A 23,621-nucleotide genomic window follows, 5' to 3' on the forward strand; every position below is an offset into this window, starting at 1 on the left:
ACGTAATTCTTCGCTGCTCTGTTTCGGGCCCATTGCAGAATTCGCACACGTCAGGGGCCGCTTTGTGAAGATTGCGGACGATCCTGCATAATGGGATACCGTTTCTCCGCTGCCGGAGTTGGCGGGGTAGTTTGCTCCAATGTTCTCCAAAGTCCTGGTCGCCAACCGTGGCGAAATTGCGATCCGCGCTTTCCGTGCCGCCTACGAACTAGGTGCTGGAACTGTTGCGGTGTTTCCGTACGAGGATCGGAACTCGATCCACCGTCTGAAGGCCGATGAGAGTTATCAGATCGGTCAGGAGGGGCACCCGGTTCGGGCGTACCTCTCGGTCGAGGAGATCGTCGCCGCCGCGAAGCAGGCAGGTGCCGACGCGGTCTATCCCGGGTACGGGTTCCTGTCCGAGAATCCGGATTTGGCTGCGGCGTGCGCCGAGGCGGGTATCACCTTTGTGGGCCCGTCCGCGGAGGTCCTCGAGCTGACCGGTAACAAGGCCCGCGCAATCGCGGCGGCGAAGGCGGCCGGCCTGCCGGTGCTGGCGTCGTCGGAGCCGTCGGCGGATGTGGACGAGTTGCTCGCGGCGGCGGAGTCGATGCAGTTCCCGATCTTCGTGAAGGCGGTCGCCGGCGGCGGTGGCCGCGGCATGCGCCGGGTGGCCGAGCGGTCCCAGTTGCGGGAATCGATCGAGGCGGCCGCGCGGGAAGCGGAGTCCGCGTTCGGCGATCCGACGGTGTTCCTCGAGCAGGCGGTCATCGATCCGCGTCACATCGAGGTCCAGATCCTGGCCGACGGTCAGGGCAACGTCATCCACCTGTTCGAGCGCGATTGTTCGCTGCAGCGCCGTCACCAGAAGGTGATCGAGCTCGCGCCGGCCCCGAACCTGCCGGACGAGGTGCGGGCGAGGATTTGCGCGGACGCGGTGGCGTTCGCGAAGGAGATCAATTATTCGTGCGCGGGCACTGTCGAGTTCCTCCTCGATACCCGCGGCAATCACGTGTTCATCGAGATGAACCCACGGATCCAGGTCGAGCACACGGTGACCGAGGAGGTCACGGACGTCGACCTGGTGCAGTCGCAGTTGCGGATCGCCTCGGGGGAGACCCTCGCCGATCTGGGCCTGAGTCAGGACAAGATCACGTTGCGTGGCGCGGCGCTGCAGTGCCGGATCACCACCGAGGACCCGGCCAACGGGTTCCGCCCGGACACCGGTCGGATCACGGGCTACCGCACTCCGGGCGGTGCCGGTATCCGCCTCGACGGCGGTACGTCGGTCGGGGCCGAGGTTTCGGCGTATTTCGATTCGATGCTCGTCAAGCTCACCTGCCGCGGCCGCGACTTCGACACCGCCGTCGCCCGGGCGCGCCGGGCGGTCACGGAGTTCCGCATCCGCGGGGTCTCGACGAACATTCCGTTCCTGCAGGCGGTTCTCGACGACCCCGATTTCAAGGCGGGCCGGGTCACCACCTCGTTCATCGAGGAACGCCCCCAGCTGCTCACGCTGCGCAGCTCCGCGGACCGCGGCACCAAGATCCTCACCTACCTCGCCGACGTGACGGTGAACAAGCCGCACGGGGAACGGCCGTCCGCGGTGTACCCGCGTGACAAGCTGCCCCAGATCGACCTCTCCACCCCGCCGCCGGACGGCAGCCGCCAGAAGCTGCTCGCCCTGGGGCCGGAGGGATTCGCCCGGGCGTTGCGGGAGCAGAAGGCCCTCGCCGTCACCGAGACCACGTTCCGCGACGCCCACCAGTCGCTGCTCGCGACCCGGGTGCGGACCAGCGGTCTGCTGGACGTCGCCGGGCACGTGGCCAGGATGACTCCCGAACTGCTCTCGATCGAGGCGTGGGGCGGTGCGACGTACGACGTAGCACTGCGGTTCCTGCACGAGGACCCCTGGTATCGGCTGTCGGCGCTGCGGGAGGCCGTACCGAACATCTGCCTGCAGATGCTGCTGCGCGGACGTAACACCGTCGGCTACACCCCGTACCCGGAGAAGGTGACGCGGGCGTTCGTCGACGAGGCCGCGGCCACCGGTATCGACATCTTCCGCATCTTCGATGCCCTCAACAATGTCGACCAGATGCGGCCGGCCATCGACGCCGTCCGCGAGACCGGTACCGCGCTCGCCGAGGTCGCCCTGTCCTACACCGGCGACCTGTCGAACCCCAACGAGAAGCTCTACACCCTCGACTACTACCTCCGCCTGGCCGAGGAGATCGTCGAGGCCGGAGCGCACATCATCGCGATCAAGGACATGGCCGGGCTGCTCCGCGCCCCGGCCGCGACCACCCTGGTCACGGCGCTGCGCCAGAACTTCGACCTGCCGGTGCACGTGCATACCCACGACACCCCCGGTGGACAGCTCGCCACCTATCTGGCCGCCTGGCAGGCGGGCGCAGACGCCGTGGACGGCGCCTCCGCGGCGATGGCCGGCACCACCAGCCAGCCGGCGTTGTCGGCGATCGTGGCGGCGGCCGCGCACTCGGAGTACGACACCGGGCTCGACCTGCAAGCGGTGTGCGACCTCGAGCCGTACTGGGAGGCACTGCGCAAGGTGTACAAGCCGTTCGAGTCCGGGCTGCCGGCCCCGACCGGTCGCGTCTACACCCACGAGATCCCCGGTGGGCAGTTGTCGAATCTGCGTACCCAGGCCGTCGCCCTGGGTCTCGGCGACCGTTTCGAGGACGTCGAAGCCAACTACGCGGCCGCCGACCGCATGCTCGGACGCCTGGTCAAGGTGACGCCGTCGTCGAAGGTGGTCGGCGACCTCGCCCTGCACCTCGTCGGATCCGGTGCCTCCACCGACGAGTTCGCGGAAAACCCCGCCCGCTTCGACATTCCCGATTCGGTCATCGGCTTCCTGCGCGGCGAGCTGGGCACCCCGCCCGGCGGGTGGCCCGAACCGTTCCGTACCCGGGCTCTCGAGGGCCGCGGGCCGGCCAAACCCGAAGTCGCCCTGTCGGTGGAGGACGAGAAGGCGCTCTCCGGTACCTCCGCCGAACGCCGGGCGACGCTCAACCGGTTGCTCTTCCCCGGTCCGACCAAGGAATTCCTCGAGCACCGCGACAAGTATGGCGACACCTCCCAGCTGTCGGCCAACCAGTTCTTCTACGGCCTTCGGCGCGGCGACGAGCATCGGGTGCGGCTCGCCCCGGGTGTCGAGCTGATCATCGGTCTCGAGGCGATCTCCGAGCCCGACGAGCGCGGCTACCGCACCGTCATGTGCATTCTCAACGGCCAGTTGCGTCCGGTGTCGGTGCGTGACCGCTCCATCGCCAGCGAAATCCCCGCCACGGAGAAGGCCGACAAGAGCAATCCCGGCCACGTCGCCGCCCCGTTCGCCGGCGTCGTCACCCTCTCCGTCACCGAGGGGCAGCACATCGAGGCCGGCGATACTCTCGCCACGATCGAGGCGATGAAGATGGAAGCGGCCATCACCGCGCCTCGCGGCGGAACCGTCACTCGCCTGGCCATCGGCTCGGTCCAGCAAGTCGAGGGCGGCGACCTCCTCGCCGTCGTCTCGACGAAGGAGTCCGCAAGCGAGTGACGGACGTTCGATGACCCGCATCATCGCGGGGCTCGCGGGCGGCCGACGCCTGCGGGTCCCGCCGAGCGGAACCCGGCCGACTTCGGACCGGGTCCGTGAGGCGTTGTTCAGCGCCCTGAACAGCCGGATGGATCTCGAGGGCGCCTCGGTTCTCGACCTGTACGCAGGTTCGGGGGCCCTGGGGCTCGAGGCGCTCTCGCGGGGCGCCGATCGTGTCCTGCTCGTCGAATCGGATGCGAAAGCTGCGGGCGTCATCTCGCAGAATGTGAGTGCAGTGGGATTGCCGGGTGCCGCGGTGCGGACGGCTCCGGTGTCCGCGGTGCTGGCCGGCACCGCCGATCGCGTGTACGACCTGGTTCTCGCGGATCCGCCGTATGCGGTGGATGACGGCGCGGTGCAGACGGTTCTGAGTGATTTGCGGGGGCACGGCTGGGTGGCCGACGGGTCGATCGTGGTCCTGGAGCGCTCGTCGCGGTCACCGGAGACGTCGTGGCCGGAGGGTTACGCGCCCGTCAAGGCGAAGAAGTACGGCGAGGCTCGGATCGAGCTGGCGACCTGCTACGGTCTGGACTCATGACTGGCGCTGTCTGCCCCGGATCCTTCGACCCTGTGACCAATGGTCATCTCGACGTAATCGGCAGAGCTGCCGCGCAGTTCGACGAGGTCATCGTCACGGTGATGATCAACAAGAGCAAGCGGGGCCTCTTCACGGTCGAAGAGCGGATCGAGATGCTCGAGGATGCCATCAGTGCACTGCCGAACGTGCGAGTCAGTTCCTGGCACGGCCTGCTCGTGGATTACGCGAAGCAGCAAGGGATCACAGCGATCGTCAAGGGTTTACGTGGCGCCAACGACTTCGACTACGAACTGCAGATGGCGCAGATGAACCAGAAACTCACTGGCGTCGACACGTTGTTCATTCCCACCAACCCGGCCTACAGCTACCTCTCCAGCTCACTGGTCAAGGAAGTGGCCACCTTCGGCGGCGACGTCACGGGAATGCTGCCCGAGAAAGTGCACGCCCGTCTGCTGACGAGGATCGCCGAGCGGGCCGCCGAGAGCTGATACCCGACACACCGGCCGTCACGGCACACCCCTGGCGTCCCCATCCGGCAGACTTGCACGAAGAAGGCTGCGCCGACCTGCTGAGGTCATGAAAGATTGGGGTTGCTCGTGTACCGGGTTTTCGAGGCGCTCGACGAACTTGTCGCGATTGTCGAAGAGGCACGCGGTGTGCCCATGACCGCCGGCTGTGTGGTCCCACGCGGCGATGTTCTCGAATTGCTCGACGATGTGCGCGATGCCATTCCCGGTGAACTCGACGACGCCCAGGACGTGCTGGATCACCGCGACAAGCTGGTCGGTGACGCCAGGTCCAACGCTGAAAAGACAGTCGCCAGCGCCAACGCCGAAGCTACGTCGACGATCGAGAATGCACGGGATGACGCTGATCGCATCCTCGCGGACGCAAAAGCTCAGGCCGACAGGATGGTCGCGGAGGCGCGTGCGCACGCCGAGCAGCTGGTCGCCGACGCAGAGGCAGAATCCGAGGCGACCATCGCCGAGGGCCAGCGCGAGTACGACACTCTCACCACCCGCGCCCGGTCCGAGGCCGATCGCATGATCGAGGCGGGGAAGGCGTCGTACGAGCGCTCGGTTGCGGAAGGCACCGCCGAGCAGGAACGCCTGGTATCCCAGACCGAGGTCGTGCAGCAGGCGCATGCCGAATCCGCCCGGGTGATCGACGCCGCACACGCCGAATCCGACCGGCTCCGGTCCGACTGTGACCTGTATGTCGACACGAAACTCGCCGAGTTCGAAGAGTTCCTGTCCGGCACTATTCGCTCCGTCGGACGGGGACGCCAGCAGCTACGGACGGGTTCGGGCGTGCCCGACTACGCTTCCGACTACGACGCAGACGACCGGCGGGCCGAGCGCCGCCGCTGACCGGCATTTGGATCATCCACGCCGATTGCGTATCGTGGAGTGGTTGCCCAAAGTCGTTCTCCTCATCTCGAAAGTGAAGTGTCTTGTCAACCCATCGCCGCAGCTCATCGCGTTCCCGTAGGGACGCGGATTTCGTGCTGGACACGGTCAAGCTAGGCCGTCGTCCTGGTTCGATGCGCACCGTCGAACGGGTGGTGACGGCGCCGCGGCGCATCGGACTCGACATGGTTGCAATCGAGGAGGGATCGGAGATCGATCTCGATCTCCGTCTGGAAGCCGTGTCCGAGGGCGTCCTGGTCACCGGTTCCGTCAGCGCCGACACAGTCGGCGAGTGCTCGAGATGCCTCGAGCCGTTCAGCGGATCTGTCGATCTCAGCCTCACCGAGCTGTTCGCCTACCCGGACAGCGCCACCGAGGAGACCACGGACGAGGATGAGATTTATCGCGTCGAGGACGACGAGATCGACCTCGAGCCCGTCATCATCGACGCGGTCGGACTCGCGCTTCCTCTGCAGCCGCTCTGCAGCGACGACTGCCAAGGACTGTGCCCAGAATGTGGCGTTCGCCTGGCGATTGCCGAATCTGGCCATGGGCATGACATACTTGATCCTCGCTGGGCTGGTCTTGCAGCCAAATTTGGCGTGGAATCAGATCCTAGCAAGAATCTTGTGAACAACGAAGCCGAGGAGAAGTAGAAGTGGCTGTCCCCAAGCGCAGAATGTCGCGATCCAACACGAGGTCGCGTCGCAGCCAGTGGAAGACCACTGTGCCCACCCTCGTTACCTGCCCCAACCGTGGCTGCGGCGAGAAGACGCTGCCCCACATCGCGTGCCCGTCCTGCGGCACATACAAGGGCCGCCAGGTCACTGCCGCCGTCTAGTTCGCCACGGAGAGGCGTCGTGACGAGCGACATCAGTAATACACCCGCCGGCGGCGAGGAGGATCATGCTTCCCTCCTCGCCGCTCTCGGCGTAGAAATCGAACCTTCGCTGCTCACGTTGGCGTTGACCCACCGCTCGTATGCCTACGAGAACGGTGGCCTTCCCACCAACGAGCGACTCGAGTTCCTCGGCGACTCCGTGCTCGGAGTCACCATCACCGAGCAGCTGTACCTTGCGCATCCGCAAAAATCCGAGGGCGACCTCGCGAAGATCCGGGCGAGCATCGTCAACATGCACGCGCTCGCCGAGGTGGCTCGTGCACTCGGTGACGGCGGGCTGGGAGCCCATCTGCTCCTCGGCAAGGGTGAGGAGATGACCGGCGGGCGCGACAAGCCGAGCATCCTGGCGGACGGCATGGAGTCGATACTCGGTGCGATCCATCTGCAGCACGGGATCGAGACGGCGCGGCGAGTGGTACTCGATCTGTTTAGCGACCTACTCCAACGCGCTCCGCGTCTCGGCGCAGGGCTCGACTGGAAGACGAGCCTGCAGGAACTCACTGCGGAACGTGGTGTCGGAGTGCCCTCGTACGAGATCACCGCGACGGGACCGGACCACGACAAGGAATTCACCGCCACCGTCGTGGTGGGCGGCAAGGCGTTCGGTGTCGGAATCGGCAGATCCAAAAAGGAAGCCGAGCAGAAGGCCGCGAGTACTGCGTGGAACGCTCTGTCCGACGGTGGTCCGGACGTAGCAGCCGACGACGTCAGTGCCTGAACTTCCCGAGGTCGAGGTAGTTCGCCGCGGACTCGAACGGCACATTGTCGGAGCTTCGATCGATTCGGTCGACGTCCTGCACCCCCGCGCGATCCGGCGGCACCTTCTGGGCGCAGCGGATCTCGCCGGACAGCTCACGGGCGAACGAATCGCGCGAGCTGACCGCCGCGGAAAGTATTTGTGGCTGGTCCTCGAACCCAGTGCCGTCGCGCTCGTGGTCCACCTGGGGATGAGCGGGCAGATGCTCGTGCAGCCACCCGAGGCCGTCACCGAGAAGCATCTGCGCATTCGGGCGCGGCTCGATTCCGGGCTCGATCTGCGGTTCGTGGATCAGCGCACCTTCGGTGGATGGGCGCTCGCGCCTCTGGTCGATGTCGACGGCTCACTCGTCCCTGATTCGGTTGCGCACATCGCCCGGGATCCACTGGACACGAGATTCGACTCTGCGGCGACCGTTACGGTGATGCGCCGCAAGCACACCGAGATCAAACGTGCTCTTCTCGACCAGACGGTGGTGTCGGGAATCGGGAACATCTACGCCGACGAGGCCCTGTGGCGCGCGCAGATCCACGGGACCCGCCTCACCGATCGATTGACTGCTGCGACACTCCGCCAGCTACTCGGGGCCGCTCGAGAGGTCATGCGCGAAGCCTTGGATCAGGGCGGCACGTCCTTCGATGCCTTGTACGTGAACGTGAACGGCGAGTCCGGTTACTTCGATCGATCGCTGTCCGCATACGGGCAGGAGGATCGTCCCTGCCCGCGGTGCGGCACTGCAATTCGTCGTGAAAAGTTCATGAATCGCTCGTCGTTCAGCTGCCCGAGGTGCCAGCCTGCGCCGCGGCGAAGTCCGCCGAAACGCCCTGCCTGAGCTCTTCATCGTGTCGCAGAGTCGATTTCGCCTCGAAATAGTCGCCGCCCTTGCGCTTGACGTCGTCCGTGCCCCACTCCCGGTGGTGCGGTACGGGCGCCATTCGTGGAATGTGCTTGCGGCAGTGGATATACGCCTCCTCCACGTCCACGACGACCCATCGCTCGGGCACCCGGCCCTTGGTGTGATCTGCTGGTAGATCCGGGATCTCGGAACGCAGGTCCGCGTCTTCCACGATCCGGGCGGAACCGTTGACGTGCAAGCCGATCAGGTCATGGACGAAGTCCACGAGCATGATTCCCACGTGTGGGTTTTCCCGGATGTTGCCGAGACTCGCCATCACTCCGTTGCCACGATATTCCGGATACGCCACCGTCTTCGGATCGATGACGTGCATGAAACCGGGTGCGCCGGCGCGCAAGCTGTTATCACATTCGCCGGATGCGTCGGCGGTAGCGACGAACGCGAGTTCCTGGCGGCCGACGAAATCGATCATCGTCGGATTGAGGTGGTCGAGCACCTGGTCAGAGTAGAATTTCGCGGCGCGGTCCTCGGTGCCGTACTCGACTTGAAGGGTGCGCTCACCCGCGCTACCGATCTGGCCCATCTGCATTGCCCCGCTTACGTGTCGGTGTCATTGGTCGGTTCACCCTACGGTGCACCGATCGACCGTGCCGTGCTTCGGTGCCTGCAAATCCACAGCCGCCCCACGACTGCCCGTCGGGAGGATGGACGCCCACGGTGCAGGTCCGTCGGCCCCGGGTGGCAGGATTGTGCGCATGGCAGAACAGACTTCCGACACGCCGGCCACAACCTCGTTGTGGGTCGAGCGAACCGGCACCCGCCGCTACACGGGACGCAGCTCGCGCGGCGCCGAGGTCCTGATCGGCTCGGAGGGTGTCGAAGGTGTATTCACTCCGGGTGAACTGTTGAAAATCGCGCTCGCGGCATGCAGCGGGATGAGTTCTGATTTTCCTCTCTCTCGACGGCTGGGTGACAACTACGACGCCACGATCCGGGTGTCGGGTGCGGCCGACCGGGAAAACGAGGTGTACCCGCAGCTGGACGAGGTCTTCGAACTGGACCTGAGTGAGCTCGACGCTGCGGCGCAGGAGCGTCTCGTCGCGCTGGTGGAGCGCTCGATCGACAAGGTATGCACCGTGGGCCGGACTCTGAAGACGGGAACGAAAGTCACACTGACCATCGAAAGCGACGCATGATGCGGCGTGAGCTGACCGCCCTCGCCGGAGGGTTGGTATTGAGCGCCGGCCTTCTCGCGGCCGCGCCCGCTGCTGCCGGACCGGCGTTCGCGCCGCCGGTCGGAGCGTGCACGCCCTGGTCGGTGTCCGAAGTGGTCTCCGGCGCGGGCATCCTCGAGAACCTCGCATTCGACGGGGCGGGAACGATGCTGGTGTCGCGGACCGGTCTCGTCGGCGGCGGCGCCCTGGACGGCGTGGAGCCGGACGGAACGGTCCGCTCGATCGTGCCCGATGTCGACGCGCCGGGCGGAATCGCGATGCACGGCTCCGACGCCTACTTCGCCACCGGAAATTCGTTCTCCGCCGGAGTTGCCGGGACGGAAAGTGGAACGATAGACGTCGTGAATCTCGACACCCGGGATACGCACACGGTGGCCGAGGGACTCGTCATGCCGAACGGGCTGGTGCGCCTCGGGAACGGTGACCTCCTCACCGCGCGGAATCTGGGGTCGGGCGCAGGAGTGACCCGTGTTCCGGCCGCGGATCCACACACACCCGAAGTGGTGCGCACCGACTTGGGAACCGTCGACGGCCTCGCTGCCCACGACGGGAACATCTACACGGTGACGACGTTCGATACGACCACCACGTTGCGCATTCTGCGAGAGGACGATCTGACCGGCCCGGTGGTGTCGATACCGTTGCCAGGGGCCGGTCCGCTCAATGCCGCTGACGACCTCACCGTAGGGCCGGACGGCATCGTGTACGTCGCGTACAACGGCGGTGGCAAGGTGGTGCGCGTCGATCCGGCGACCGGGGAGAGTTGTGCACTCGCGTCCGGGCTTCCGCTGGTGTCGTCGGTGCGATTCGGCGCCGGACCGGGCTGGAACGCGGACGCGCTGTACGTGACGAGTTTCACCGGAACCATTTACCGACTGGAACGGCCGTGACATGACGACGGAACGACTGACAGCATGGGTTCACGGGTACGTGCAGGGCGTGGGGTTTCGGTGGTGGACGCGCGCGCGGGCGCTGGAACTCGGTCTCGTCGGTTATGCGGCCAACCAGGCGGACGGCCGGGTGCTGGTGATCGCCGAGGGCCCGCGCGACAAGCTGGACGCGCTGCTCGCACTCCTGCGTTCGGGCAACACACCGGGCACCGTGGACCTGGTGGTCGAGCAATGGGATTCCGCTCGCGGAGACGTCACCGGGTTCGTCGAACGGTGAACCGAAGGTAAAGTCGTCCGTCATGCATCTGAAGAGTCTGACGCTGAAGGGATTCAAATCCTTTGCGTCCGCAACGACTCTGCGATTCGAACCCGGTATCACGTGCGTCGTGGGACCCAATGGATCGGGAAAGTCCAATGTGGTCGATGCCCTCACCTGGGTGATGGGGGAGCAGGGCGCGAAAGCCCTCCGTGGCGGCAAGATGGAGGACGTCATCTTCGCGGGCACGGCGGGCAGGGCGCCGCTGGGCCGCGCCGAGGTCACGCTCACCATCGACAACTCGGACGGCGCACTCCCCATCGACTACTCCGAGGTCTCGATCACCCGTCGAATGTTCCGCGACGGTGCAGGCGAATACGAGATCAACGGCAGCTCCTGCCGACTGATGGATGTGCAGGAGCTGCTCAGCGACTCCGGCATCGGTCGGGAAATGCACGTCATTGTCGGGCAGGGGCGTCTGGCGGCCATCCTCGAGTCGCGGCCCGAGGACCGGCGTGCGTTCATCGAAGAAGCAGCGGGGGTGCTCAAGCACCGCAAGCGTAAAGAGAAGGCCGTCCGCAAGCTGGACTCCATGCAGGCCAACCTCGCCCGGCTCAACGATCTGACGGCCGAGTTGCGTCGTCAGCTCAAGCCACTGGGGCGGCAGGCGGAGGTGGCTCGGCGCGCGCAGACCGTGCAAGCCGACCTTCGCGATGCCAAGCTGCGGCTCGCTGCCGATGACCTGGTGACCCGCCGGGCGGAGCTGGCGAATCAGGCGCAGGACGAGAAGAGAGCCCGTGAGCAGCACGATGCCGTCACCGAGGCACTCGACGAGGCCACTCTCGAGCTCGGCCGTCACGAGCAGGAGCTGTCGCGGTTGACGCCGGGCGCCGAGGCGGCAGCTCAGACGTGGTTTCGGTTGTCCGCCCTCGCGGAGCGCGTCAATGCCACCATTCGGATCGCCCGCGAACGGGCTCGGCATCTCGATTCGGAGCCTTCAGCGCATCGCGGTCAGGATCCCGACGAGATGGAGGCGCGTGCCGATCGGCTCGCCGCGGAGGAACAAGAACTGGCCGAGGCTGTCGAGATGGCGCGCGCGGCACTCGACGCGGCCAAGGAGCAGCTCGCCGCGGGGGAGGAGGCGGCCGCAGAAGCGGAACGCGCGCACATGGCAGCCGTCCGTGCCATCGCCGACCGCCGGGAGGGGCTTGCCCGACTGTCGGGCCAGGTCGACACCCTGCGGACTCGCGCCGACTCGGTGGACGCCGAGGTGTCGCGGTTGACGGTGGCGATCGAGGAAGCCAGGGCGCGCGGCGACGCCGCGCAAGCCGAGTTCGAAGTGGTCCAGGACGAGATCGGTGACCTCGACGCGGGGGAGGTCGGACTCGACTCTCACCACGAGCGAGCCGTCGAAGCGCTGCGCCTGGTCACCGAGCGTGTCACCGAACTGCAGAGCGCCGAACGCGCGGCAGGTCAGGAAGTGGCATCGCTTCGCGCCCGGATCGACGCCCTGTCGATGGGACTCGAACGCAAAGACGGGGCAGGCTGGCTCGTCGAGAATCGCAGCGACGACGGCATTGCGGGACCGCTCGGCGGCCTCATCACCGTAGAGAAGGGGTACGAAGGCGCGGTCGCAGCAGCGTTAGGTCCGGCAGCCGATGCCGTCGTCGCCAACTCACTCGATGCGGCCCGCGCAGCGGTCGGCGCGCTGAAAGATACCGACAGCGGACGGGCCGCTCTGGTGATCGGAAGTGACCGGATTCCCTCGTCCGGTGCCTCGCTCACCCTCGGCGCTCGTTGGGCGGCCGACGTCATCGAGTGCCCTGCCGAGCTACGAACAGGCCTATTCGCGCTCCTCGCCGGTGTAGTGGTGGTCGACTCGATCGACGACGCCGTCGAGATCGTCGACTCGGCACCGGAACTGCGCGCCGTCACCCGGGACGGAGACCTGCTCGGTGCCGGGTGGATCAGTGGCGGTTCGGACAGGCAGCCCAGCACCCTCGAGGTTCAGGCCGCGATCGACAACTCGGTGAGCGATCTGGCTCAAGCCGAACGGCGTGCCGAGGAATTGTCCGCGGCGTTGTCGGGAGCGCTTGCCGAACAGGTCGCCCGACAGGAGAACGCCGAGCAGACCCTCGCCGCCCTCAACGAGTCCGACGCCGCGATGTCCGCCATCTACGAGCGGCTCGGCCGCCTCGGGCAGGCCGCTCGCGCGGCACATGCCGAATCCGATCGCCTCACCCGGCAGCGGGAGAAGGCGGAAAGCGGGCGTGAGGAGACCCTGGCGGCTCTCGCCGAACTCGAAGAGCGGCTGCGCATGGCAGAGCAGGACGCCACGCCCGGCGGCGCCGAATCGGGTGGGTCCGACTCCACGAGCTACGAGCGCGAAATGGCAGCCGCTGCGCTCGCCGAAGTGCGCGCCGTCGAGGTGGAGGCCCGGCTCGCGGTTCGCACAGCCGAGGAGCGGGCGGAGTCGGTGCGCGGAAAGGCGGATTCGCTGCGCCGGGCAGCACAGGTGGAACGCGACGCCCGGGCGCGTGCGGAACGTGCGATGAAGGCACGGCAGAACGCGGCCGCGGTCGCGGCTGCGGTGGCCGAATCGGGACAGCGGGTGGCCGACCATCTCGGCGAGGTGGTTGCAGCGGCGATGGCGCACCGCGACGAACTCGCCCGGTCGCGCACCGAGCGGACCGAGCAGCTCGAGCAGGTCAAGGAGAAGGTGCGTCAGTTGACGGCACAGCTGGCTTCCCTGACCGACGCCGTCCACCGCGACGAGGTGGCTCGCGCCCAGGCCGCGACGCGCATCGAGCAGCTGGAGGAATCGATCCTCGAACAGCACGGCATCGGGTTGGACGACCTGATCGCAGAATACGGGCCGGATGTGCCGTTGCCGCCCTCGCCGCTGGAGATTGAGGAGTATGAGCAGGCGAAGGAGCGGGGGGAGCAGGTCACGATGCCTGCGCCAATTCCCTACGACCGGGCTGCGCAGGAGCGTCGCGCGCAGCGCGCCGAGAAAGATCTGGCGACACTCGGCAAGGTCAACCCGCTGGCCCTCGAGGAGTTCGCGGCACTCGAGGAGCGGTACAACTTCCTGTCGACTCAGCTCGAAGACGTCAAGACGGCCCGCAAGGACTTGCTCGGTGTCGTCGCCGACGTGGACGCCCGGATCCTGCAGGTGTTCACCGAGGCGTACGCCGACGTCGAACGGGAGTTCGTGCAGGTGTTCGCGAAATTGTTCCCCGGTGGTGAGGGACGGTTGGTGCTCACCGACCCGTCCGACATGCTGACGACCGGCATCGAGGTCGAGGCCCGTCCGCCCGGAAAGAAGGTCAAACGACTGTCGTTGCTGTCAGGTGGCGAGAAGTCACTGACCGCGGTCGCCATGCTGGTCGCGATCTTCCGGGCCCGGCCGTCACCCTTCTACGTGATGGACGAGGTCGAGGCGGCGCTGGACGACACGAACCTGCGTCGTCTCATCGGCTTGTTCGAGCAGCTGCGGGAGAAGTCGCAGCTGATCGTCATCACCCACCAGAAGCCGACGATGGAAGTTGCGGACGCTCTCTACGGTGTGAGCATGCGCGGTGACGGCATCACTACCGTCATCTCCCAGCGCCTGCGGGGTCAGGACATGGCAGCCGCCGGGGCCTGATCCGGGTGCGGTGGGAGCCCTCGCACGTGGGAAGGCACTGCGCGGGCGAAACCGGAGCCTGAAACAATGGGCGGCGTGACTACCGGAGCCTGGATTGCCATCGCGGCCGCATTGGCCGTTCTTCTCGTCGTTCTCGTTGTCGGATCAGTGCTGTACCGGCGACGCCGGATCTCCCTGAAGGCGCCCGACACTCCACAGATCGCCGCGGAGAAGGACCGCTCGGGCGGCTATCGCGCAGGCACCGGTTTCAGTTTCAGTGAAGGGTCGACGGCGACTGCTCCGCCGCGCGAACCCGCGCCGGCGCCACGACCCCCGGCCCCGACACCGGCGCCCACTCCCGAGGTGGTCCCGCCCGCGAAGCCGACGACGACGCCGGACGAGGTGATTCCGGCTCCCGAAAAGCCCGCGGACACGGATTCCGTGATCGCGCCCGAGCCCGTGGTCGCGCCGGAGCCCGTGGTCGCATACGAGCCGGTAGTCGCACCCGAACCCGTGGTCGCACCCGAGCCGGTGGTAACGCCGGAACCGGCAGCGCCGCCCGTGCCCGCGCTCGACGAGATCGCCCCGACCGAGGGCCGACTCGACCGCCTGCGCGGTCGGCTGTCCCGCTCTCAATCCGCTGTCGGGAAGAGCTTGCTGGGCCTGCTCGGTGGCGGTGACCTCGACGAGGATTCGTGGGAAGAGGTCGAGGACACTCTTCTGATCGCGGACCTCGGCTCGGCGACCACCACGAAGGTGGTCACCGCGCTGCGCGAGCAGATGGCGGCGCGGAGCGTCCGTACCGAGGCAGACGCCCGGGCACTGCTGCGCGAAGTGTTGATCGCCGAACTGCGGCCCGAGCTCGATCGGTCGATTCGTGCGCTGCCGCACGACGACCACCCTGCGGTCCTCTTGGTGGTGGGAGTCAACGGCACCGGCAAGACGACCACCACCGGCAAGCTCGCGCGTGTGCTCGTTGCCGACGGCAGACGCGTCCTGCTCGGGGCAGCGGACACGTTCCGCGCCGCGGCCGCGGACCAGCTCCAGACGTGGGCGGAACGGGTGGGTGCCGAGGTGGTTCGGGGCAAGGAAGCAGCGGATCCGGCTGCGGTCGCCTTCGACGCCGTATCGAAGGGCATCGAGAACGGCGTCGACGCCGTGCTGATCGACACAGCGGGCCGCCTTCACACCAAGACAGGATTGATGGACGAGCTCGGCAAGGTGAAGCGGGTGATCGAGAAGAAGGCGTCGGTCGACGACGTGCTTCTGGTTCTCGATGCAACGATCGGCCAGAACGGTCTGGCGCAGGCACGCGTGTTCGCCGAGGTCGTCGACATCACCGGAGTGGTGCTCACCAAGCTCGACGGCACGGCCAAGGGTGGCATCGTCTTTCAGGTGCAACACGAACTCGGTGTTCCGGTGAAGCTCGTCGGACTCGGCGAGGGCGCCGACGATCTCGCCCCGTTCGAGCCGGGCGCATTCGTCGACGCCCTGCTGGGCTGAGCGGAACGACCCCCGAAAAAACATGGAACTGCCGTGACGAAACCTGTACGCAACACAAATGGGTGATGCGTTCACCTGCGCGAAACAGTGCAGTGGCACGGCTGAAACACCGCATGAGCACCCTTCTTCTCAGGTCGTCAGCCAGCAACGGGCTGGGCTGAGAAGGAGGAGGCTCAAGGTGGATTTCCCCACTATCGGTGCACCGGACACCGGGGACACAGCGTGGATGCTGACCAGCGCCGCGCTCGTGTTGCTCATGACTCCGGGTCTTGCGTTCTTCTACGGCGGCATGGTTCGTGCCAAGAGCGTGCTGAACATGGTCATGATGAGCGTCAGCGCCATGGGCGTCGTCGGCATCCTCTGGGTGCTCTACGGCTATTCCATCGCGTTCGGTGAAGACCAGTCGAACCTCTTCGGTGACCCGTTCCAGTACTTCGGCTTGAAGGGACTGATCGGCGGCTCGTACCTCGCGGAAACCGATGACGCCGGTTCGGTCATCGCCGATTCGGCGATCCCCCTCGTCGGGACGATTCCCGCGACAGTCTTCGTGGCCTTCCAGGCCATGTTCGCCATCATCACCGTTGCACTGATCTCGGGTGCCGTCGCAGATCGCCTGCGCTTCGGTCCCTGGCTGCTGTTCGCCGGCCTCTGGGCGACGGTCGTGTACTTCCCGGTGGCGCACTGGGTCTTCGCCTTCGACGGCGTCACCGCCGAGACCGGTGGCTGGATCGCCAACAAACTCGCCGCCATCGACTTCGCCGGTGGTACTGCCGTGCACATCAACGCCGGCGCCGCCGGACTCGTTCTCTGCATCATCCTCGGGAAGCGCCGCGGCTGGCCGGGCACGCCCTTCCGCCCGCACAACCTGACCTTCGTGATGCTCGGCGCAGGCCTGCTGTGGTTCGGCTGGTTCGGCTTCAACGCAGGTTCTGCCGTCGGCGCCAACGGGATTGCCGGCGCGACCTTCATCACGACCGTCGTCGGAACGTGTGCAGCGATGCTCGCGTGGCTTCTCGTCGAACGCATCCGCGACGGGCATGCGACCACCCTCGGTGCCGCGTCCGGAATCGTGGCCGGTCTGGTTGCCATCACCCCCTCCTGCTCGTCCGTGAACGTCCTCGGTGCGTTGGCGATCGGTGTTGTCGCCGGTGCCCTCTGCGCACTCGCCGTCGGGCTCAAGTACCGCTTCGGCTTCGACGATTCACTCGACGTGGTGGGAGTGCACCTCGTCGGCGGCATCGTCGGAACTCTGATGGTCGGACTCGTCGCAACCACAGAGGCACCCGCGGGCGTCGACGGACTGTTCTATGGTGGAGGTTTCGATCAACTCTGGCGTCAGGCAGTGGGCGCCGGAGCAGTACTGCTTTACTCGCTCGTCGGTACGGCCATCGTTGCGTTGATCGTGAAGTTCACCATCGGTCTGCGGGTCAGCGACGAGGGTGAATCACTGGGAGTGGATGAGTCGGAACACGCAGAAACGGCTTACGATTTCGCTGCACTCGGCGGAAATTCGTCAACCGCTCGCGTGTCCGGCAAGGAGGGATGAGGAAATGAAGCTGATCACCGCAATTGTCAAGCCGTTCACTCTCGAGGACGTCAAGACGGGACTCGAGCAGGCGGGCGTCCTCGGAATGACCGTCAGCGAGGTCCAGGGTTACGGCCGCCAGAAGGGTCACACCGAGGTCTACCGCGGGGCCGAGTACTCGGTCGATTTCGTACCGAAGGTTCGAGTCGAGGTCGTCGTGGACGATGCGGCAGTGGACAAGGTCGTCGAGGTGATCGTCGAAGCAGCCCGCACCGGAAAGATCGGTGACGGCAAGGTGTGGGTGTCACCCGTCGAGTCGGTCATCCGGGTACGCACCGGGGAACGCGGCGCGGATGCGCTCTGACCCCAACGGGTCCGGTAAGACCGGCCCTGGTCCCGTCGCGAAGGCGACGGCACCAGGGCCGGTTGCGTCAGGCGGATCGAACGAAGCTGCGGACCTGGCCCGCGCACGCCGACAGCTCCTCAGCGGCGGTTCGGAGAGCACTCCGGGTGCAAGGGGAGGACACGGCCGAAGGCTGGACGCGCCTGCGCTCCGGCACGCCCTCGTCGACCTGCACGAATTCTGGCTGACCACGAAAGGCGCCGAACTCGGTGTCAAGCCCGACTGCGGGTTCGCGCTCGTCGCGGTCGGCGGGCTCGGCCGCCGCGAAATGCTGCCGTACTCGGACCTCGATCTCGTGCTCCTCCACGACGACATGGATCCCGCCGTGGTGTCTCGGGTTGCGGATCAGCTCTGGTATCCGCTGTGGGACGCACACATCAAACTCGACCACAGTGTCCGCACCATCCCGCAGGCGTTGCAGGTCGCATCCACGGATATCACTGCCGCACTGGGGATGCTCGAGGCGCGGCACATCGTCGGCGACGTCGAATTGAGCAACCTTCTCATCAGCGGAGTGCGGCGCCAATGGCGCACCGACATCCGCAACCGCTTCGACGAGCTGATCGCCCAGACCAGGTCGCGGTGGGAACGTAGCGGTGAAATCGCCCATCGCGCCGAACCGGACCTCAAGAGCGGTCGCGGTGGACTGCGGGACGTACAGCTGCTCAACGCGCTGTCCATCGCGCAGCTCACCGACGGCATGCCCGGACTCGGACCCGAATCGCCCGGTGGCGGACTCGCATTGGCGCATCGTCGTCTCCTCGACGTGCGTACCGAGCTGCACCGGGTCGCCGGACGCCCCCGCGACCAGCTGCGGGCCCAGGACGCCGACGAGATCGGCGCGGCGCTGCGGATCGGGGATCGTTTCGACCTGGCCCGCATGCTCAGCGACGCCGCCCGCACCATCAGCTACTCGGTGGATGTCGGGGTGCGGACGGCGGGAAATGCCCTGCCCCGCCGTGGTCTCGCGCGCCTGCGGAGGCCGCCTGTGCGGCGACCTCTCGACGAGGGTGTGGTCGAGCATGCCGGCGAAGTGGTTCTGGCGCGCGATGCCCGGCCCGGCAAGGACCCCGGTCTCGTCATGCGGGTGGCGGCAGCGTCGGCAACCACGGGCATGCCGATGTCCGCTTCGACGCTGAACCGCCTGGCCGACCACGCGCCGGAGCTGCGGGAACCATGGCCCAAGGAGGCGGTGAACGACCTTCTGGTCCTTCTCGGCTCGGGAAGCAGGGCCGTCGCCGCGATCGAAGCGCTCGACCGTACGGGACTGTGGGGGCGGCTTCTGCCGGAGTGGGGAGCCGTCCGCGACCTACCGCCGAGGGACGCCGTGCACACCTGGACCGTGGATCGTCATCTCGTCGAAACCGCGGCGTACGCGAGCGGTTTCACCACGCGCGTCGCCCGGCCCGACCTGCTGATGCTCGGCGCCCTGCTCCACGACATCGGGAAGGGGCGGGGAGGTGACCACAGCGTCGTGGGAGCCGAACTGGCGATCCAGATCGGTAAGCGGCTCGGGCTGTGGCCGTCGGACATCGCGACGTTGACGGCGATGGTGCGCCATCATCTGCTGTTGCCGCAGACCGCGACCCGACGCGACCTCGACGATCCGGAAACGGTGGAACGGGTCGTGGAGGCGCTCGGCGGGGACGGGGTACTCCTGGAGCTGCTGCACGCGTTGGCCGAGGCCGATTCGCTCGCGACGGGTCCTGGCGTGTGGGGCGACTGGAAGTCGTCACTCATCGGGGAGCTGGTCCGCAGGTGCCGCATGGTCATGGCGGGTGAGGATCTTCCCGCGCCGGATCCGCTCGATCCGGAACATGTCGCGCTGGCGGCGGGCGGTGGGGTCCATGTCGCGCTGAACCCGGCCGACAGTCCCCACACCTACGTGGTCACCGTGATCGCCCCCGACGAGCGCGGACTGTTGTCGAAAGCCGCCGGAGTGCTGGCGCTGCATTCCCTTCGGGTCTATTCGGCCTCGTTGGGCAGCTCCGGCGATTCGGCCGTCAATTCCTTCGTCGTGTCGCCGCGCTTCGGAGCACCGCCGCAGGCAGGGCTGCTCCGGCAGGAGTTGATCCGGGCGCTGGCCGGTGAACTGGATCTGCTGGAGATGCTCACGGCCAAGGAGGACGAGGCCCGCGAGAGCCAGCGCGTCGCGGCGGAGGAAGAGCGGGGAGACGCCGTTCCCGTGTTGTATGCGCAGGCCCCGCCGCGGGTCATCTGGTTCGACACCGCAGCCCCCGGTGAGGTGATTCTCGAACTGCGCGCGGAAGACAGGCTGGGTCTCCTGTGCCGGCTGGCCGCCGCGTTCGACAACTGCGGCGCGGACGTCCGGTGGGCGAAGGTGACGACGCTGGGATCATCGGTCGTCGACTCGTTCTGCCTCGATCTCGGTGATCACGACACGCGGGCGAGTAGGGAAGAGGTCGAGCGGGCCATCCTCGGCGTCGTTCCGCTGCCGAAGCCGAAGAAGCAGGAGGGCAGCGGGCGGGAGTGATCGGCCGGACCGGAGCGGTTACGCTGGTGCCCGAGAATATCCACCGCATACTCGCACGACTTCAGGAGCGCACTCGGTGTTCGAATCCCTTTCCGACAGGTTGACCGGAGCCCTCAAGGATCTGCGTGGCAAGGGTCGCCTTTCCGGGGCCGACATCGACGCCACGTGTCGTGAGATCCGGTTGGCTCTCCTCGAGGCGGACGTCGCGCTGCCCGTGGTGCGCGCGTTCATCGCGAGGATCAAGGAGCGGGCCAAGGGCGTCGAGGTGTCCGCGGCGCTCAATCCGGCGCAGCAGGTCGTCAAGATCGTCAACGAGGAACTCGTCGGAATCCTCGGCGGTGAGACCCGTCGACTCGCGTTCGCCAAGACACCGCCGACCGTGATCATGCTCGCCGGTCTGCAGGGTTCCGGTAAGACCACTCTCGCCGGCAAGCTCGCCAAGTGGCTGCGCGATCAGGGACACACCCCGCTGCTGGTGGCGTGCGACCTGCAGCGTCCGGGCGCCGTCACCCAGCTGCAGATCGTCGGTGAACGCGCAGGCGCCGCCGTGTTCGCGCCCCACCCGGGCACGTCGATCGGCGGCGGTGACAACCCGCTCGGGATCACCGCGGCAGACCCGGTCGAAGTCGCGCGGTCCGGAATCGACGAGGCTCGCAACAAGCAGTACGACGTCGTCATCGTCGACACCGCGGGGCGCCTGGGTATCGATGCAGATCTGATGGCGCAGGCCGCGGGCATCCGCGATGCTGTCGATCCGGACGAAACTCTCTTCGTTCTCGACGCGATGATCGGCCAGGACGCGGTCAGCACCGCCGAAGCCTTCCGTGAAGGCGTCGGATTCACGGGTGTAGTGCTCACCAAGCTCGACGGTGACGCCCGCGGCGGCGCGGCCCTGAGTGTCCGTGAGGTCACCGGACAGCCCATCCTCTTCGCCTCCACGGGTGAGAAGCTCGAGGACTTCGACGTCTTCCACCCCGACCGGATGGCCAGCCGCATCCTCGGCATGGGTGACGTCCTCAGCCTCATCGAGGCGGCCGAGCAGCACTTCGATGCCGAGCAGGCCGAGGCCACCGCACAGAAGATCGGCTCGGGGCAGCTGACCCTCGAGGACTTCCTCGAACAGATGATGGCCGTCCGCAAGATGGGGCCCATCGGCAACCTCCTCGGGATGCTTCCCGGCGCCGGACAGATGAAGGACGCCCTCGCCAACGTCGACGAGAAGCAACTCGACCGGGTGCAGGCCATCATCCGGGGCATGACGCCGGCGGAGCGCGAAGACCCCAAGATCATCAACGCTTCGCGCAGGCTGCGGATCGCCAACGGCTCGGGCGTCAAGGTGTCCGACGTCAATCAGCTCGTCGACCGCTTCTTCGAAGCTCGCAAGATGATGGCGGCGATGGCCGGTCGGATGGGCATGCCCGGATCCCGCAAGCCGCAGCGCAGCAAGAAGGGCAAGAAAGGCAAGAAGGGCGGGAAGGGTCCGACGCCGCCGAAGGTGCGCGGAGGATTCCCCGGGGGCATGCCGGGTGGTTTCCCCGGAATGCCCGGTGGCCTTCCGGCAGGCATGCCGGATTTGTCGAGCATGCCGAAGGGGCTGGACGAGTTACCGCCCGGTCTCGAAGGCATCGACCTGTCGCAGTTGAAGCTGCCGAAGAAGTAGAGCGATGAGCGCACTGCACTTGCGGGGTATCGGCCTGCCCGGCGAACAGCCCGTCGAATACTGGGTGGATCAAGGGGTCGTTTCCACCGAGCCGATCGCCGGTGCCGAGACCATCTGTGATTCGGGGTGGATCGTTCCCGGACTGGTCGATGCGCACTGCCACGTCGGCATCAAGTTCGGCGGCGGCGGCGGTGAGAGCATCGAGGGGCTGATCGCGCAGGCGGAGACCGAGCGCGATGCCGGTGTCCTCCTGATCCGCGACGCCGGGTCTCCCGTGGACACCCGATTCCTCGACGAGCGGGTCGACCTGCCGCGAATCGTCAGGGCAGGTCAGCACATTGCCGCACCCAAGCGATACATTCCGGGGCTGCCGGTAGACCTCGAGGACGAGGAGCAGTTGCCGGCCGAGGTTGCGCGGCAGGCGCGCGCCGGTGATGGCTGGGTCAAGCTGGTCGGTGACTGGATCGACAGGTCGATCGGTGACCTCGCACCCTTGTGGAGCGACGACATTCTGGTGGAAGCCATCGCCGCCGCCCACCGGGAAGGCGCACGGGTCACGGCCCACGTCTTCGCCGAGGACGCGCTTCCCGGTCTGATCAACGCCGGTATCGACTGCATCGAGCACGGTACGGGGCTCACCGACGAGACGATCGAGCTGATGGTGGGGCACGGCACTGCCCTCGTCCCGACGCTCATCAACATCGCCACCTTCCCCGAGATCGCCGACTCTGCGACGCGCTACCCGGTGTACGCGGCTCATATGCGGGACCTGCACTCGCGGGTGAAAGACACGATCGGCGCGGCCCACGACGCCGGGATTCCGATCTACGCGGGCACCGATGCCGGCGGATCCATCGTGCACGGCCGGATCGCCGACGAGGTCGAGGAGCTCAAGGCCGTCGGGCTGTCGCCGACCGACGCGCTCGGCGCTGCGTGCTGGAACGCCCGGACCTGGCTGCGGCATCCCGGGCTGGAACCGGGCGCACCCGCGGATCTGCTCGTCTACCGGGACGACCCACGTACCGGAAACGATGCCCTCGCCGCACCCGACATCGTGGTGCTGCGCGGAAATGTCGTCAAGACGCGATGACCTGGTTTTACCCTGACGGTGCTCGTCTGGCAGAATGATCCGCTGTTCGTCGCATCCGGTTCCGTACCGCGCGGCGGTCACAGGTGAGAGGCAAAACCGGACGCACTATTCCTGTGCGTCGCTGAATTGCACGTGACAATGTGTGCACTTGGTGTGCGCACCGAAGGAGAAGTACAGCAGTGGCTGTCAAGATCAAGCTCACCCGGCTCGGCAAGATCCGGAACCCGCAGTACCGCATCGTCGTTGCCGACGCCCGCACCCGTCGCAACGGCCGCGCGATCGAGACCATCGGCAAGTACCACCCCAAGGAAGAGCCCTCGCTGATCGACATCGATTCCGAGCGGGCGCAGTACTGGCTGGGCGTGGGCGCGCAGCCCACCGAGCCCGTCGAGGCACTCCTGAAGATCACGGGCGACTGGCAGAAGTTCAAGGGCCTGCCGGGTACCGAGGGCACTCTCCGCGTCAAGGAAGCCAAGCCGTCCAAGCTGGAGCTGTTCCAGGCTGCGCTGGCGCAGGCCGAGAACGAGCCGGTGTCCGAGGCCATCACCCCCAAGAAGAAGAAGGCCAAGGCCGACGACGCCGAGGCTGCTGCCGACGCGTCGGGTGCAGAGGCCGAGAACTCCGAGGCTGCTGACAAGTGAGTGCCGTCGTCGCCGATGCCGTGGAGCACCTCGTTCGTGGCATCGTCGCCAATCCCGACGACGTTCGTGTCGAGCTGATCACCGGGCGTCGGGGGCGCACTGTCGAGGTTCACGTCAATCCTGACGACCTCGGCAAGGTCATCGGACGTGGCGGTCGCACGGCGACAGCGCTGCGCACGTTGGTCTCCGGTATCGGTGGCCGCGGGATCCGTGTCGACGTCGTCGACACCGATCAGTAGCGGCCGCACAGCA

General features: G+C 66.7%; 21 protein-coding genes. 20 read left to right on the plus strand and 1 reads right to left on the minus strand.

The window, feature by feature from the left end; translation table 11 throughout:
* Window positions 1–139 precede the first annotated feature (139 nt).
* From GFS60_RS27640 to mutM, 8 genes are all read left to right on the plus strand, one after another.
* Window positions 140–3,544 (plus strand): pyruvate carboxylase, encoded by a 3,405-nt coding sequence (locus tag GFS60_RS27640; RefSeq protein ID WP_159926116.1) that lies wholly within the window; start codon window positions 140–142, stop codon window positions 3,542–3,544.
* 10 nt (window positions 3,545–3,554) lie between these two features.
* Entirely contained in the window at window positions 3,555–4,121 is a 567-nt protein-coding gene (gene rsmD / locus GFS60_RS27645; protein ID WP_159926118.1) for a 16S rRNA (guanine(966)-N(2))-methyltransferase RsmD, read from the plus strand.
* Window positions 4,118–4,609 carry a pantetheine-phosphate adenylyltransferase gene (gene coaD, locus GFS60_RS27650; protein ID WP_109330989.1) on the plus strand — a complete coding sequence of 164 codons (492 nt, stop codon included), beginning with the start codon at window positions 4,118–4,120 and terminating at the stop codon, window positions 4,607–4,609. Before rsmD ends, coaD begins: the two co-directional genes overlap by 4 nt.
* A gap of 108 nt (window positions 4,610–4,717) precedes the next feature.
* Complete coding sequence (locus GFS60_RS27655; RefSeq protein ID WP_109335185.1) at window positions 4,718–5,491, plus strand: DivIVA domain-containing protein; 774 nt, start codon at window positions 4,718–4,720, stop codon at window positions 5,489–5,491.
* Between the two features lie 83 nt (window positions 5,492–5,574).
* Window positions 5,575–6,186, plus strand: a complete 612-nt coding sequence (locus tag GFS60_RS27660) for a YceD family protein (RefSeq protein ID WP_397517972.1) — start codon at window positions 5,575–5,577, stop codon at window positions 6,184–6,186.
* A 2-nt stretch (window positions 6,187–6,188) separates the two neighbouring features.
* A complete protein-coding gene (gene rpmF, locus GFS60_RS27665; protein ID WP_109330985.1) occupies window positions 6,189–6,371 on the plus strand; it encodes a 50S ribosomal protein L32 in 183 nt (60 codons plus the stop codon).
* 19 nt (window positions 6,372–6,390) lie between these two features.
* Complete coding sequence (gene rnc, locus GFS60_RS27670) at window positions 6,391–7,149, plus strand: ribonuclease III (RefSeq protein ID WP_159926122.1); 759 nt, start codon at window positions 6,391–6,393, stop codon at window positions 7,147–7,149.
* Window positions 7,142–8,020, plus strand: a complete 879-nt coding sequence (gene mutM, locus GFS60_RS27675; RefSeq protein WP_159926124.1) for a bifunctional DNA-formamidopyrimidine glycosylase/DNA-(apurinic or apyrimidinic site) lyase — start codon at window positions 7,142–7,144, stop codon at window positions 8,018–8,020. Before rnc ends, mutM begins: the two co-directional genes overlap by 8 nt.
* Here the strand turns inward: mutM and GFS60_RS27680 are convergent.
* Entirely contained in the window at window positions 7,962–8,633 is a 672-nt protein-coding gene (locus tag GFS60_RS27680) for a pyridoxamine 5'-phosphate oxidase family protein (RefSeq protein WP_109330979.1), read from the minus strand. The genes mutM and GFS60_RS27680 overlap by 59 nt on opposite strands.
* Window positions 8,634–8,799: 166 nt before the next feature.
* Here GFS60_RS27680 and GFS60_RS27685 point away from each other — a divergent pair, with 166 nt between their 5' ends.
* The 12 genes from GFS60_RS27685 to GFS60_RS27740 all read left to right on the plus strand — a co-directional run bounded on the left by GFS60_RS27685 (window position 8,800) and on the right by GFS60_RS27740 (window position 23,608).
* Entirely contained in the window at window positions 8,800–9,240 is a 441-nt protein-coding gene (locus tag GFS60_RS27685; RefSeq protein ID WP_159926126.1) for an OsmC family protein, read from the plus strand.
* Window positions 9,240–10,169 carry a hypothetical protein gene (locus tag GFS60_RS27690; protein WP_159927600.1) on the plus strand — a complete coding sequence of 310 codons (930 nt, stop codon included), beginning with the start codon at window positions 9,240–9,242 and terminating at the stop codon, window positions 10,167–10,169. Before GFS60_RS27685 ends, GFS60_RS27690 begins: the two co-directional genes overlap by 1 nt.
* A 1-nt stretch (window position 10,170) precedes the next feature.
* Entirely contained in the window at window positions 10,171–10,446 is a 276-nt protein-coding gene (locus GFS60_RS27695) for an acylphosphatase (RefSeq protein ID WP_109330975.1), read from the plus strand.
* Window positions 10,447–10,468: 22 nt separating this feature from the next.
* Window positions 10,469–14,074 carry a chromosome segregation protein SMC gene (smc, locus tag GFS60_RS27700; protein WP_159926128.1) on the plus strand — a complete coding sequence of 1,202 codons (3,606 nt, stop codon included), beginning with the start codon at window positions 10,469–10,471 and terminating at the stop codon, window positions 14,072–14,074.
* 66 nt (window positions 14,075–14,140) lie between these two features.
* Window positions 14,141–15,556, plus strand: a complete 1,416-nt coding sequence (ftsY, locus tag GFS60_RS27705) for a signal recognition particle-docking protein FtsY (RefSeq protein ID WP_201453463.1) — start codon at window positions 14,141–14,143, stop codon at window positions 15,554–15,556.
* A 226-nt stretch (window positions 15,557–15,782) separates the two neighbouring features.
* Window positions 15,783–17,102 (plus strand): ammonium transporter, encoded by a 1,320-nt coding sequence (locus GFS60_RS27710; RefSeq protein ID WP_284707283.1) that lies wholly within the window; start codon window positions 15,783–15,785, stop codon window positions 17,100–17,102.
* A gap of 4 nt (window positions 17,103–17,106) precedes the next feature.
* Window positions 17,107–17,445 carry a P-II family nitrogen regulator gene (locus GFS60_RS27715; protein ID WP_005240467.1) on the plus strand — a complete coding sequence of 113 codons (339 nt, stop codon included), beginning with the start codon at window positions 17,107–17,109 and terminating at the stop codon, window positions 17,443–17,445.
* The gene (locus GFS60_RS27720) at window positions 17,435–19,978 is read left to right on the plus strand and encodes a [protein-PII] uridylyltransferase (protein WP_159926134.1); all 2,544 of its coding nucleotides are present in this window, start codon (window positions 17,435–17,437) and stop codon (window positions 19,976–19,978) included. Before GFS60_RS27715 ends, GFS60_RS27720 begins: the two co-directional genes overlap by 11 nt.
* 76 nt (window positions 19,979–20,054) lie before the next feature.
* Window positions 20,055–21,638, plus strand: coding sequence for a signal recognition particle protein (gene ffh / locus GFS60_RS27725; protein WP_159926136.1), 1,584 nt, complete (start codon window positions 20,055–20,057; stop codon window positions 21,636–21,638).
* Window positions 21,639–21,642: 4 nt separating this feature from the next.
* Window positions 21,643–22,728, plus strand: a complete 1,086-nt coding sequence (locus tag GFS60_RS27730; protein ID WP_159926138.1) for an amidohydrolase family protein — start codon at window positions 21,643–21,645, stop codon at window positions 22,726–22,728.
* Window positions 22,729–22,907: 179 nt separating this feature from the next.
* Window positions 22,908–23,369 carry a 30S ribosomal protein S16 gene (gene rpsP / locus GFS60_RS27735; RefSeq protein ID WP_159926140.1) on the plus strand — a complete coding sequence of 154 codons (462 nt, stop codon included), beginning with the start codon at window positions 22,908–22,910 and terminating at the stop codon, window positions 23,367–23,369.
* The gene (locus GFS60_RS27740; protein WP_005240479.1) at window positions 23,366–23,608 is read left to right on the plus strand and encodes an RNA-binding protein; all 243 of its coding nucleotides are present in this window, start codon (window positions 23,366–23,368) and stop codon (window positions 23,606–23,608) included. Before rpsP ends, GFS60_RS27740 begins: the two co-directional genes overlap by 4 nt.
* Window positions 23,609–23,621: the final 13 nt, after the last annotated feature.

It is taken from the genome of Rhodococcus sp. WAY2 (genome assembly GCF_009859915.1).
GTDB lineage: Bacteria > Actinomycetota > Actinomycetes > Mycobacteriales > Mycobacteriaceae > Rhodococcus_F > Rhodococcus_F oxybenzonivorans.